The organism is Herminiimonas fonticola (genome assembly GCF_003293745.1).
GTDB lineage: Bacteria > Pseudomonadota > Gammaproteobacteria > Burkholderiales > Burkholderiaceae_D > Oxalicibacterium > Oxalicibacterium fonticola.
In genome coordinates this window covers 35,887-48,302 of record NZ_PTLZ01000004.1, presented here as the reverse complement: position 1 = coordinate 48,302, position 12,416 = coordinate 35,887, and the positions used below count along the sequence as shown (strand labels likewise).

Below are 12,416 nucleotides of genomic sequence, written 5' to 3'. Positions count from 1 at the left end.
TTCTGTAAAGCGAATGTAATTTTGTAGTTTTACTTATTTAGTTTTACTTGACCACGCGTCCGGCCATAGGCGAAGACGGCGAAGCAGAGAAACGTTTGGCGATACGGCCAGCGAGATAAGCGTTGCGACCAGCATCGATACCGAGCTTCATTGCATGCGCCATACGCACAGGATCTTGTGCGCCGGCAATCGCGGTATTCATCAAGACGCCGTCGCAACCCAGTTCCATTGCGATCGCGGCATCGGATGCAGTGCCTACGCCTGCATCGACGATGACCGGGACTTTGGATTGCTCGATGATCAGCGATAGATTCCAAGGATTCAGAATACCCATGCCGGAGCCGATCAAGGAAGCCAGCGGCATGATGGCGGCGCAACCGATGTCTTCCAGCATACGGGCTTGAATCGGATCGTCGCTGCAATAGACCATGACGTCGAAGCCATCCTTGACCAGAGTCTCAGCAGCTTTCAAGGTTTCCGGCATGTTCGGGAACAAGGTCTTTTCATCGCCGAGTACTTCGAGCTTGCAGAGTTTGTGACCGCCGAGGATTTCACGGCCCAGTTGCAAGGTATAAACCGCATCGGCGGCGTTGTAGCAGCCAGCAGAGTTAGGCAGCAAAGTGAATTCGGAAGGCGGCAAGACATCAAGCAGGCTAGGTGCATTCGGGTCCTGGCCGATGTTGACGCGACGAATCGCGACGGTGACAATTTGTGCACCGCTGGCCAGACTGGCTTCGCGCGTTTCGTTCAAATCCTTGTATTTGCCGCTACCGACCAGCAGACGTGAACGGTAAGGTGTGCCGGCGATAACGAAGGGTTCATCGGTGAATGTTGGGGTGCTCATGGAGGTCCTGTTTCGATATTCGATATGGTCATTGCAAAACGCGTTACAAAGATGCGGCGCGTGGCAGAAATATTCAGGTGGAAGTTCAGCCGCCGCCTATCGCGCGTACGACATCAACCTGATCGGCAGCTTGCAACTGCCGTTGCTGCCATTGGCTGCGCGGCACGATTTGGCGGTTGATTGCTACCGCGACCGCCTTGCCGGACAAGGACAATTTCTCAATCAGCACTTCGACGTTCTGATTCGGCTCAATCTCGTAAGCCGCGCCGTTTAATTCGATCTGGATCATTGCTTTACTATTTTCACTGAAGGCGCAGTACCGATTCACCAATCTGAATTTCTCAAATCAAGAACATCGTGTTCTGCTGCTGGATCAACATCAGCAATGTGCGGCCGCGTGGGCCTTGCTGTTCATTCTGTCGTGCCGTCGATTTCTCTCGATCAAACCCGTGCGCATAGGGCAAGCATCGAACAAAAATACGTTCTTGCCTAAAAATCAAGATCGCTATCAATCAACGAAGACCAGAATTCTACCCGCATTTGTCCTATCAGCGGCAATGCAGAGCGCTTCGTCACTTATAATGCTTGATTCGATTCAATTCTTTCAAAATCATGGAATTAGCAAAATCTTTCGATCCAGCCGACATTGAAGCGTTCTGGCGCACCGAATGGGAAAAACGCGGCTATTACGCCGCGACCACCGATGCCGACAAGCCCGCATTCAGCATTCAGCTGCCGCCACCTAACGTCACTGGCACACTGCATCTGGGCCACGGCTTCAACCAAACCATCATGGACGGCCTGACGCGCTATCACCGCATGCGCGGCTTCAACACCGCCTGGATCCCGGGCACCGATCACGCCGGCATCGCCACACAAATCGTGGTCGAGCGCCAGCTCGACGCACAGAAAATCACGCGCCACGATCTCGGCCGCGAAAAATTCATAGAAAAAGTCTGGGAGTGGAAAGAGAAATCCGGTTCCACCATCACCGGTCAAATGCGCCGCCTCGGTACCTCGCCAGACTGGAGCCGTGAATACTTCACGATGGATGAAGCGCGCTCGAAAGTCGTGACTGAAGTTTTTGTCCGTCTGGTCGAACAAGGCTTGATCTATCGTGGCAAGCGTCTGGTCAACTGGGATCCTGTGCTCGGCACTGCTGTCTCGGATCTGGAAGTCGTGTCGGAAGAAGAAGATGGCCACATGTGGAACATCCGCTATCCACTGGCAGACGGTTCGAAATACAAATTCCCGATTGCGTTTGATGAAGAGGGCAAAGCGACCGAGTGGGAAGAGCGCGACTTCATCGTCGTCGCCACCACGCGGCCGGAAACCATGCTGGGCGACGTCGCCGTTGCGGTCGATCCTAGCGACGAACGTTATCAACATCTGGTTGGCAAGTTATTGCATTTGCCTTTGTGCGATCGCACGATCCCACTCATTGCCGATGATTACGTCGACAAGAATTTCGGTACAGGCTGCGTAAAAATCACGCCAGCACATGACTTCAACGATTATGCCGTTGGTCAACGCCATAACCTGGACAAGATCAGCATCCTGACGCTGGACGCGAAGATCAACGATGCCGCACCAGTCGCTTATCAAGGCATGGACCGCTACGTCGCACGCAAGCAAATCGTCGCCGATCTCGATGCGCAAGGTTTGCTGGAATTGGTCAAGCCACACAAATTAATGGTGCCGCGCGGCGATCGCACCAACGCCGTGATCGAACCGATGCTGACCGATCAATGGTTTGTCGCGATGAGCAAGCCGGCACCGGAAGGCACACACTTCCCCGGCAAATCAATCACTGAAGTCGCACTGGAAAAAGTCGCCAGCGGTGAAGTGAAGATGCTGCCTGAGAACTGGACCAATACCTACAACCAATGGCTCAACAATATTCAGGACTGGTGTATTTCGCGTCAACTGTGGTGGGGCCATCAAATTCCGGCGTGGTATGACAGCGAAGGGAAAGTCTACGTTGGTCGCAATGAAGAAGAAGCAAAAGCCAAGGCCGCAGCAGCTGGCTACAACGGCCCACTGACGCGCGACGCAGACGTGCTCGACACCTGGTTCTCTTCCGCACTGGTGCCATTTTCCACACTAGGCTGGCCGGAAGAAACACCTGATTTCAAAACCTTCCTGCCATCATCTGTGCTGGTCACAGGCTTCGACATCATCTTCTTCTGGGTGGCGCGTATGGTCATGATGACCACGCACTTCACCGGCAAGGTACCGTTCAACACCGTGTATGTGCATGGCCTGATCCGCGACAGTAGCGGCCAGAAAATGTCCAAGTCGAAAGGCAATACGCTGGACCCTATCGATTTGATCGATGGCATCAGCGTAGATGATCTGGTTGCCAAACGTACAGTCGGCCTGATGAATCCCAAGCAAGCTGCCAGCATCGAGAAAGCTACCCGCAAGGAATTCCCGGCCGGTATCGCAGCCTATGGCACCGACGCATTGCGCTTCACGATGGCAAGTTATGCATCGCTGGGCCGCAACATCAACTTCGATCTCAGTCGCGCAGAAGGCTATCGCAATTTCTGCAACAAGTTGTGGAATGCAACGCGCTTCGTGTTGATGAATTGCGAAGGCCACGATTGCGGCTTCCGCGATGCGCCATGTGCAGCTGGTGACTGCGATCCAGGTGGTTACACCGACTTCTCGCAAGCGGATCGCTGGATCGTTTCCAAACTGCAGCGTACGGAAGCGGATATCGCCAAAGGTTTTGCCGACTACCGTTTCGACAATATCGCATCGTCGCTGTATCAATTCATCTGGGATGAATATTGCGACTGGTATCTGGAAGTTGCAAAAGTGCAGATCCAGAGCGGCACTGAAGCACAACAACGCGCAACGCGTCGCACCTTGTTACGCGTGCTGGAAACCATCTTGCGTCTGGCACATCCGGTGATTCCATTCATCACCGAACAATTGTGGCAAACCGTTGCACCATTGACCGGTTACAAGATGAATCCGGCGGGCGACTCCATCATGATGCAGGCTTATCCGGAATCACAAGCTGGCAAGATCGACGAAGAAGCCGAAGCGTGGATGCATGAATTAAAATCCATGACTGATGCCTGTCGCAATCTGCGTGGTGAAATGCAATTGTCGCCAGCGCTGCGCGTGCCGCTGGCGATGGAAGCAACTGACGCTGCGCAAACAGCTCGCCTGCAATCGTTTGCTCCATATCTGCAGGCACTGGCCAAACTGTCGGAAGTCAATGTCGCTGACAAATTGCCAGAATCACCGGCACCGGTTTCTATCGTCGGCACCGCGAAGCTGATGCTGAAAGTGGAAGTGGATGTCGCTGCAGAACGCGAACGTTTGAACAAAGAGATCGCGCGTCTCGATGGCGAAATCACCAAAGCCAACAGCAAACTCGGCAATGAAAGTTTTGTCGCGCGTGCGCCAGTGCAGGTAGTGGCACAAGAGAAGGAACGCGTCGCCAACTTCTCCGCGACTCTGGAAAAATTGCGCGAGCAATTCGCCAAATTGTAAGCACCCTTCGCACGGAATGCGCATCAACAAAAAAGCCTGACTTCACTATTGAAGTCAGGCTTTTTTTATTTGATGTTCTGCTTAAAAATTCATCAAGCGAATATCAAATGAATATTTGATGAGTATCAGATAAATGACAGTGTCATTCCAGGCAAAGCTACCCCAGAAAAAGCGGTCGACCATGTCTGACCCGCCTTGACCGGATAGGCATCCGTCAAGGTGCCGGTGCTTATCACCTCGCCGGCAGCGAGTGGTTCGAATTGCGGTTGCGTCTTCAAGGTTTCATGCAGATTCAACAAGGCATGCAGAGGACTGTCCAGCACATTGCTGCCAAAACCCGCGCTATGCAGAGTGAACTCTGCACCTTCGCTATACGACAGCGAAACGCTGGCAGCGGTCAATATATCCGCCAGATTACGTCGCGTTGCCGACGACAACATATGCGGCTCGCCTATGATCAGGCTGCCGTGAAAACCAAACGCAGCGACGGCATCCGCCGCCTCGAACTTCCAGTCAGGGAAGGGACAATCGACTAATTCAAAGCCGTGCGCCATCCACTCTATGCAATCCGCCATATCGTCCAGCGTCGCGTTTTTCTTGGGCGCCTTGCGGAGTTTGAAAACAATTTCCGGCTCGATCCGTGGCTGCACAGCACCGACCAGGCTTTGCACGCCTTGATTGCTATCCGTATAACGCACGGTGTCGTCATACATATGCGACCAGATCGGTCCGGTGATCGGTTCGCGCTCGCCATAGTTCGGCCAAATCTTGCGATTGGTAAAACCGATCTTGCGGCCTATAGGCGTCTCGCCTTGCGCCGTCCGGATATCGACTATGCACTTGGCAATGTCGTAGCCATCGGCGATTGATAGCGGTGTGTCCTTGCTGATGCAGGGGATTTGCTGCGAATTCGCTCGGGCGGCCAGTAACTGGTGCGCGTAGCGGTTGGCTTGGGTAGACATCAACATGGCAGACTCGCGCAGAGGTGGTATGAAGCAAATGGATTGCTTTCGACGCAACATTCTTACATAAGGTTCACATCCTGCAAAGATACAAACTGTGCATGCCGGATGAAAATTATTAATGCAAAAAAATCGTCTGACTCATGCTGTAAAGATACGTTTTCTGCGCATTGACATTTTGATCACGAACTCAGCCTTGCTTGCGCAGGCGTGCCAGAAATCTGTCCAGCTGATTAGCAAACGCACGTATATCGCTCTGGCTGAAGGCCGCAGGGCCGCCAGTATCGACGCCGCTGCTGCGCAATTCATCCATGAAGGTGCGCATCGTCAGGAATTGCTGAATATTGTCTTTGGTATAAAACTCGCCGCGCGGATTTAGCGGATGACCGCCCTTTTCCAGCACATCAGAGGCCAATGGAATGTCGGCAGTGATCACCACATCGCCCGCGTCCACCAGGCGCACGATTTCATTGTCGGCGACATCGAATCCGGCCGGCACTTGTATCGCCTTGATGAAGCGTGAAGGAGGCGTGCGCAATAATTTATTCGCCACCAGCGTGACTTGCACTTCCAACCTGTCGGCCACGCGGAACAACACGTCCTTGATCACATTTGGACAGGCGTCGGCATCAACCCATATTTGCATGGAATTCTTTCAGATGAAATAAGGTGCGACGCAATTCTGTCGGTGTCAGCAGAGCGAACTTACTACCCGCCCCACAACTCACCGTTAGGGCCGGTTTGCGGTGCCGTCACGCCAAAGTGTGCATATGCCACTGGCGTGGCAATGCGGCCGCGCGGCGTACGCTGCAGGAAGCCTTGTTGAATCAAATACGGTTCCAGCACGTCTTCTATCGTGTCGCGCTCTTCGCCAATTGCAGCAGCCAGATTATCGAGGCCGACCGGACCACCATTGAATTTGAACAGCACTGCTTCCAGCAATTTTCTATCCATCAAATCGAAACCGACTGGATCAACATCGAGCATCACCAGCGCGGCATCGGCCATCGCCTTAGTGATTTTTCCATTGCCTTTGACTTCGGCGTAATCACGCACGCGACGCAGCAGTCGATTCGCGATACGCGGCGTACCGCGACTACGCTTGGCGATTTCAAAGGCGCCTTCTTCATCGATAGGTGCATTCAACAAGGATGAACTGCGCGTGACAATCTTGGTCAGTTCGAGCGGTGTGTAAAACTCCAGCCGTGCCACGATGCCGAAGCGATCGCGCAAAGGATTGGTCAACATGCCGGCACGCGTGGTGGCGCCAACCAGCGTGAACGGTTGCAAATCGAGACGCACGGAACGCGCGGCAGGACCTTCGCCGATCATGATGTCGATTTGATAGTCTTCCAGCGCCGGATACAGAATTTCTTCGACCACCGGCGACAGCCTATGTATCTCGTCGATGAACAAGACGTCGTTGGCTTCGAGATTGGTCAGCAGCGCAGCCAGGTCGCCGGCGCGTTCCAGCACCGGGCCGGAAGTCTGACGCAGATTGACGCCCATTTCCCGCGCAATGATGTGCGCCAATGTGGTCTTGCCCAAACCCGGCGGACCAAACAATAAAGTGTGGTCGAGCGCTTCGCGTCTTTGCTTGGCGGCAGTGATGAAAATTTCGAGTTGGCCGCGAATTTTTTCCTGGCCTACGTATTCGTCCAGATGCTTGGGACGCAGCGCGCGCTCTATCGCTTCTTCGTTGGCAGAAGCAGGGGTAGCGGCAATAATGCGTTGTTCGCTGAAGTCGTCGGTTTGAATACTCATGGTCGCATTGTAGCGTGTGGACTGCAGGATTTAATCAAAGCGTTAATACAAAGCGTTGGTGGCTTATTGCAAGGCAAAGCCAGATTCAGGCTTTCGACAAAGCCTTCAAGGCCAGCTTGATGCCGTCGGAAACGCCGGTACCTGCCGGCACCTGCTTCATCGCCAGCATTGCTTCCTTGTCGGAATAACCGAGTGCGAGCAGCGCATTCAAAATGTCCGACGTTGCATCGCTGTGAATTGCGCCACCAGCCGCACCCAAATCGGCACCAAGCTTGCCCTTCAGTTCCAGCAACAGACGCTCGGCAGTTTTTTTGCCTATGCCTGGAATCTTGGTCAGCCGTCCGGCTTCCTGCATCGTGATTGCGTGCGACAAATCGGCGACCGACATCCCGGACAGAATCGACAAGGCAGTACGCGCACCTATGCCGGCGATCTTGACCAGTTGCTTGAATACGGTACGCTCTTCCGCATTGCCGAAGCCAAACAAAATATGTGCATCTTCGCGCACCGTCAGATGCGTCAGCAAGACTACCTTCTCACCAAGGCCGGGCAAATTATAGAAAGTACTCATAGGCACATTCACTTCGTAACCGACGCCATTGCAATCGACCAGCAATTGCGGTGGATTTTTTTCAAGCAGGATTCCGGAAAGACGACCTATCATTGCGATGACCTTGAGTAGAAATAATTGAATGCTTGGTACTACGTATTTGCTGCTGCTATTACATCAATGCCCACGCCTGAAATTACCCGACCAAGCGACCGCCGCGCACACGCAAACCTTTTTTCGCCAGCTCAGGTGCCAGCGCGCCCAGCGCCGCCAATGCCTCGCCACTGTGTGCATGACAAATCGCCACGCCGAGCGCATCAGCCGCATCGGTACCGGGCAAGCCGGACAATTTCAACAGCCGCTGCACCATATCCTGCACCTGCGCTTTTTGCGCCTTGCCTTGCCCGACGACGGCTTGCTTAACCTGCAGCGCAGTGTACTCGGCCACAAATAAGTCGGCACCCACTAACGCGCAAATCGCAGCACCACGCGCCTGGCCCAGCAAAAGAGTGGATTGCGGATTGACGTTGACGAAGACTTTTTCTATCGCCGCACAATCAGGATTGTAGGTTGCAATGACTTCAGCAACACTGACAAGTATGGTTTTTAGTCGTTGCGGCAGATCGGCATCCGGCGTCTTGATGGTGCCCGATGCGATATAGGTGAGCTTGTTGCCATGCTTCTCGATCACACCGAAACCGGTAGTACGCAAGCCGGGATCGATGCCGAGAATTTTCATATTGGATATGTAGGCAGAGTTAACAGTAATGCGACCTTGGCCGCATCAAGCTTTTTGCTTAGTTTATTGATTAATGACGGAAATGACGCGTGCCGGTCAACAGCATCACGATGCCGTGCTCATCGGCAGCGTCGATGACTTCCTGATCGCGCATAGAACCACCTGGGTGAATCACAGAAGTCGCACCTGCTTCCACCACCACATCCAGACCATCACGGAACGGGAAGAAAGCATCCGACGCGACAGCCGTACCGACCAGCGACAAGCCGGCGTTTTGCGCCTTGATCGATGCAATACGCGCTGAATCGATGCGACTCATCTGACCCGCACCCACGCCCATTGTCATGCCGTTTGCACAGAACACGATCGCATTCGATTTGACGAACTTGGCAACACGCCATGCAAACATCAGATCTTGCAATTGCTGCTGAGTTGGTTGCTTCTTGCTGACGATTTTCAGTTCTGCCAATGCGACGTTTTTCGCATCCGGTGATTGCACCAGCAAGCCGCCACCTACGCGTTTGAAGTCGTGGCTGTTGACCGCATCCCCGAGTGGAATTTCCAGCAAACGGACGTTTTGTTTGGCCGCGAATATTTTCTTCGCCTGCTCGGTAAACGATGGCGCAATCAGCACTTCGACAAATTGCTTGGCGACCGCCTCTGCCGCATTGCCGTCAACTTCACGATTGAAGGCAATGATGCCGCCGAAGGCTGACGTCGGATCAGTTTGCAGCGCCTTGCTGTATGCCTCGAACGGGGTAATGCCGATCGCAACGCCGCAAGGATTGGCGTGCTTGATGATGACGCAAGCAGCTTCGTCAAAGGTCTTCACGCATTCCCAAGCGGCATCCGCATCGGCGATATTGTTGTACGACAGTTCCTTGCCTTGCAATTGCGTGTAATTCGCCAGCGCGCCTGCTTGCGGATTGCTCTCACGGTAGAAGGCTGCGGACTGATGCGGGTTTTCGCCGTAACGCATTTCCTGCACTTTATCAAAATGCAGATTCAAGGTTGTTGGATATGCGCTGCGTGTAGCGTGCTGTTTATCTTCGCCTAGGGAAGTGAAGTAATTAGTGATCGCACCGTCGTATTGCGCAGTATGCGCAAATACTTTTTTCGCCAAAGTGAATTTGGTTTCGAAAGTCACTTCGCCCTTGTTCGCGTGCAACTCGCGCAATACCTGTGCGTAGTCGGATGGATCGCAAATGACGGTAACGTCTTTATGATTCTTGGCCGACGAGCGCAACATCGCAGGGCCGCCGATGTCGATGTTTTCAATCGCATCTTCCAGCGAACATTCTGCGCGTGCAATCGTTTGCTGAAACGGATACAGATTCACGACCACCATATCGATGGTTGGGATGCCGTGCTTTTCCAATGCCGCGACGTGCTCTGGAAAATCGCGACGCGCCAGAATGCCGCCGTGTACTTTAGGGTGCAAAGTCTTGACGCGACCATCGAGCATTTCCGGGAAGCCGGTGTAATCGGCAACTTCCGTTACCTTGATGCCGTTTTCAGCCAGCAGTTTTGCCGTGCCACCGGTCGACAGGATGTTGACGCCCATCTCGGACAATGCGCGCGCAAAATCGAGCACACCAGTTTTATCGGAAACGGAAATAAGAGCTTGTTTGATCATGATGGAGTATCTGGATAATTTAATAAGATAAAGGCGCAATGCGATGCGCTCGTTCGCGGACTCTGGCGGTCTGCAGCCTTACGCCCTTAGCTTATTGCTTGCCGCAGGAATAACAGGAAGCAAAGATTACAGCGGGGTTTTCAACGATTCTTGAGGCAACTTTTTACGGCTTTTACAATGTTCTTTACTGCTGTCTGTTCAAACTAATTTACAAGCTTATTTACAGCCTTACTTACAACCTTATTTACAACATATCGTGTTGCTGCAATTTCTTGCGCAGCGTATTGCGATTGATACCCAGCATGTCGGCAGCGTGCGATTGATTGCCTTCAGCACGCTCCATCACTGCTTCGAGTATCGGTTTCTCGACAGTGAAAACCACCATCTCGTAAACATTCGATGGCATTTGTTCGCCCAGATCCTTGAAATATTTTTCCAGGCTTTTCTTGACGACGTCTTGAATATTATCTTTGCTCATGTGCTTTGTTGAGTGCGCGTTTTTATAATCGTTTTTATAAATTCTCGAAGTCCGACATCATCATTCGAATATTTCAATGACAAGGTCGGGTCCGATTATCAGGCGGCCAACTTTTCTTCAGTCGGACGATATTGTAACCGTTCGCCGTGGGTCAGTTGCAAATCAAAAAAGGTATTCACTGCAGCCAGTTGCTGCTCGCAGTCTTCCAGGCGATTCATTTGCTGGCGGAATTCTTCACCGTCGACGAGTTCACGGACATACCAACCTATATGCTTGCGCGCAGTGCGCACACCCAGATATTCGCCGTAAAAAGCATAATGCGCACGCAGATGTTCATCCATCAAGGCACGTACTTCAGAAATCATGGGCGCAGGCAGATAAGTACCTGTGCGTAAATAATGATCGATCTCGCGAAATATCCACGGCCGTCCTTGCGCGGCACGACCTATCATGATCGCATCGGCACCCGTGGTTTCCAGCACGAACCTGGCCTTCTCGGGCGTCGTGATATCACCATTGGCAACCACTGGAATAGCCACTGCCGCCTTGACCGCCTTAATCATCTCGTACTCTGCCTCGCCACTATAACCATCGGCGCGCGTACGCCCATGCAAGGTCAACATCGCAATTCCGCTCTGCTCGGCGATACGCGCAATGTTCAGCGCGTTCTTGTGCGCCCTATCCCAGCCGGTACGAAATTTCAGCGTGACAGGAACGTCCACCGCCGACACTACGGCTTCGAGAATTTCGGCCACCAGCGATTCGTGTTGCAACAAGGCAGAACCACACCAGCTGTTACATACTTTTTTGACTGGGCAGCCCATATTGATATCGATGATTTGCGCACCGCGATCGACATTGAACTTCGCACATTCGGCCAGCATCGCAGGATCGGCACCGGCGATCTGCACCGCCTTGGGCTCGACCTCGCCGTCGTGATTTGTCCTGCGTGTAGATTTGTCGGTCGCCCACAAACGTGGATTGGACGCGGCCATTTCCGACACGGCATAGCCTGCCCCCAATTGTTTGCACAACTGGCGAAACGGCCTATCGGTCACCCCAGCCATAGGGGCAACAAATACATTGTTCGGTAGGGAATAAGGGCCGATGTTCACGCGACGGGCTTGCAATAGGGAAAGCGCTATTTTATCCGCATCCGTCTGCGGCTCAGGCGTGTTTTGGCTTAAATGCAATCAAACGAGAGGAAATACGACAAACCCGGCATTCCATCTCAAGTGGAATTGCTTTTTCTGTTATCAATCTAGTTACTTCCAAAGCTTAGGCCAGATTGTCGCTTTCATCCAGAGCCGCACGTGAAAGATGCGAGACGTCTGCCCATTTCAGGATCTGGAAGTTGCTGCCATCCCAAGTCACACGATTGATACTGGCATTCAGCACATCAAAATCGCGTGGATGTTCGTAGCCCATGTTTTTCGCGCGGCGATACACGGAGTCGAGTACGCCGCCGTGCGTAACGATGGCAACTTTACGGTAAGCACCAGCCAAGGTCGTAATTGCATCGACAGCGCGATTGGAAAATTCGCGCAGAGTCTCGGCGCGAAATTCGCCTTGCGGATAGCGCGCATCGATATCGCGTCTTTTCCATGCAGCGTAATCATCCGGGAATCGCTCATTGATTTCCGGATGATTCAAACCTTCGAAGGCACCGAAGCAGCGTTCGCGCAAACCCGTATCCAATTGAATGTTCATCCCGCGTGGAATCGCAATGCCTTGTGCCGTCCCGAACGCACGCTTCAAATCGCTGGAAAAAATCGCATCTAGCGGCTCGTTCAGCAAGACACGGCCAAGCGCGGCGGCTTGGCGCACACCCTCGCGATTCAAATCAATATCGGTATGCCCTTGCAGACGCTTCTCGACATTCCAATCGGTTTCGCCGTGGCGAATCAACAATATTTCAGTCATGTTCTCAGTG

12 protein-coding genes are annotated in these 12,416 nt (G+C 53.0%); 1 reads left to right on the top strand and 11 read right to left on the bottom strand.

What is annotated here, in order from left to right; translation table 11 throughout:
• Window positions 1-43: 43 nt before the first annotated feature.
• Together Hfont_RS12645 and thiS are read right to left on the bottom strand one after the other, a co-directional pair.
• Window positions 44-844: a thiazole synthase gene (locus Hfont_RS12645; protein WP_112992780.1), complete on the bottom strand. Its 801-nt coding sequence runs from the start codon at window positions 842-844 to the stop codon at window positions 44-46.
• Between the two features lie 85 nt (window positions 845-929).
• Window positions 930-1,133, bottom strand: coding sequence for a sulfur carrier protein ThiS (gene thiS / locus Hfont_RS12640; RefSeq protein ID WP_112992779.1), 204 nt, complete (start codon window positions 1,131-1,133; stop codon window positions 930-932).
• Between the two features lie 323 nt (window positions 1,134-1,456).
• Between thiS and Hfont_RS12635 the strand changes: the two genes are divergently transcribed.
• A complete protein-coding gene (locus Hfont_RS12635; RefSeq protein WP_112992778.1) occupies window positions 1,457-4,354 on the top strand; it encodes a valine--tRNA ligase in 2,898 nt (965 codons plus the stop codon).
• A 125-nt stretch (window positions 4,355-4,479) separates the two neighbouring features.
• Here Hfont_RS12635 and Hfont_RS12630 read toward each other — a convergent pair whose 3' ends face one another.
• The 9 genes from Hfont_RS12630 to Hfont_RS12590 all read right to left on the bottom strand — a co-directional run bounded on the left by Hfont_RS12630 (window position 4,480) and on the right by Hfont_RS12590 (window position 12,406).
• Entirely contained in the window at window positions 4,480-5,322 is an 843-nt protein-coding gene (locus tag Hfont_RS12630; RefSeq protein ID WP_112992968.1) for a 2-keto-4-pentenoate hydratase, read from the bottom strand.
• Window positions 5,323-5,506: 184 nt separating this feature from the next.
• Window positions 5,507-5,962: a YaiI/YqxD family protein gene (locus Hfont_RS12625; protein WP_112992777.1), complete on the bottom strand. Its 456-nt coding sequence runs from the start codon at window positions 5,960-5,962 to the stop codon at window positions 5,507-5,509.
• Between the two features lie 62 nt (window positions 5,963-6,024).
• Window positions 6,025-7,080 carry a Holliday junction branch migration DNA helicase RuvB gene (gene ruvB / locus Hfont_RS12620; RefSeq protein ID WP_112992776.1) on the bottom strand — a complete coding sequence of 352 codons (1,056 nt, stop codon included), beginning with the start codon at window positions 7,078-7,080 and terminating at the stop codon, window positions 6,025-6,027.
• 85 nt (window positions 7,081-7,165) lie between these two features.
• A complete protein-coding gene (ruvA, locus tag Hfont_RS12615; protein ID WP_112992775.1) occupies window positions 7,166-7,744 on the bottom strand; it encodes a Holliday junction branch migration protein RuvA in 579 nt (192 codons plus the stop codon).
• Between the two features lie 82 nt (window positions 7,745-7,826).
• A complete protein-coding gene (gene ruvC / locus Hfont_RS12610; protein WP_112992774.1) occupies window positions 7,827-8,369 on the bottom strand; it encodes a crossover junction endodeoxyribonuclease RuvC in 543 nt (180 codons plus the stop codon).
• 70 nt (window positions 8,370-8,439) lie between these two features.
• Window positions 8,440-10,005 carry a bifunctional phosphoribosylaminoimidazolecarboxamide formyltransferase/IMP cyclohydrolase gene (gene purH / locus Hfont_RS12605; protein WP_112992773.1) on the bottom strand — a complete coding sequence of 522 codons (1,566 nt, stop codon included), beginning with the start codon at window positions 10,003-10,005 and terminating at the stop codon, window positions 8,440-8,442.
• 244 nt (window positions 10,006-10,249) lie between these two features.
• Complete coding sequence (locus tag Hfont_RS12600; protein ID WP_112992772.1) at window positions 10,250-10,483, bottom strand: Fis family transcriptional regulator; 234 nt, start codon at window positions 10,481-10,483, stop codon at window positions 10,250-10,252.
• Between the two features lie 98 nt (window positions 10,484-10,581).
• Window positions 10,582-11,598, bottom strand: coding sequence for a tRNA dihydrouridine synthase DusB (gene dusB / locus Hfont_RS12595; RefSeq protein WP_112992771.1), 1,017 nt, complete (start codon window positions 11,596-11,598; stop codon window positions 10,582-10,584).
• Between the two features lie 163 nt (window positions 11,599-11,761).
• Complete coding sequence (locus Hfont_RS12590) at window positions 11,762-12,406, bottom strand: histidine phosphatase family protein (RefSeq protein WP_112992770.1); 645 nt, start codon at window positions 12,404-12,406, stop codon at window positions 11,762-11,764.
• Window positions 12,407-12,416: the final 10 nt, after the last annotated feature.

Excerpts from the sequence above, each read along its gene's own strand:
- Hfont_RS12645 (WP_112992780.1), bottom strand. The coding sequence starts at position 844 with ATGAGCACCCCAACATTCACCGATGAACCCTTCGTTATCGCCGGCACA.
- thiS (WP_112992779.1), bottom strand. The coding sequence starts at position 1,133 with ATGATCCAGATCGAATTAAACGGCGCGGCTTACGAGATTGAGCCGAAT.
- Hfont_RS12635 (WP_112992778.1), top strand. The coding sequence starts at position 1,457 with ATGGAATTAGCAAAATCTTTCGATCCAGCCGACATTGAAGCGTTCTGG.
- Hfont_RS12630 (WP_112992968.1), bottom strand. The coding sequence starts at position 5,322 with ATGTTGATGTCTACCCAAGCCAACCGCTACGCGCACCAGTTACTGGCC.
- Hfont_RS12625 (WP_112992777.1), bottom strand. The coding sequence starts at position 5,962 with ATGCAAATATGGGTTGATGCCGACGCCTGTCCAAATGTGATCAAGGAC.
- ruvB (WP_112992776.1), bottom strand. The coding sequence starts at position 7,080 with ATGAGTATTCAAACCGACGACTTCAGCGAACAACGCATTATTGCCGCT.
- ruvA (WP_112992775.1), bottom strand. The coding sequence starts at position 7,744 with ATGATAGGTCGTCTTTCCGGAATCCTGCTTGAAAAAAATCCACCGCAA.
- ruvC (WP_112992774.1), bottom strand. The coding sequence starts at position 8,369 with ATGAAAATTCTCGGCATCGATCCCGGCTTGCGTACTACCGGTTTCGGT.
- purH (WP_112992773.1), bottom strand. The coding sequence starts at position 10,005 with ATGATCAAACAAGCTCTTATTTCCGTTTCCGATAAAACTGGTGTGCTC.
- Hfont_RS12600 (WP_112992772.1), bottom strand. The coding sequence starts at position 10,483 with ATGAGCAAAGATAATATTCAAGACGTCGTCAAGAAAAGCCTGGAAAAA.
- Hfont_RS12590 (WP_112992770.1), bottom strand. The coding sequence starts at position 12,406 with ATGACTGAAATATTGTTGATTCGCCACGGCGAAACCGATTGGAATGTC.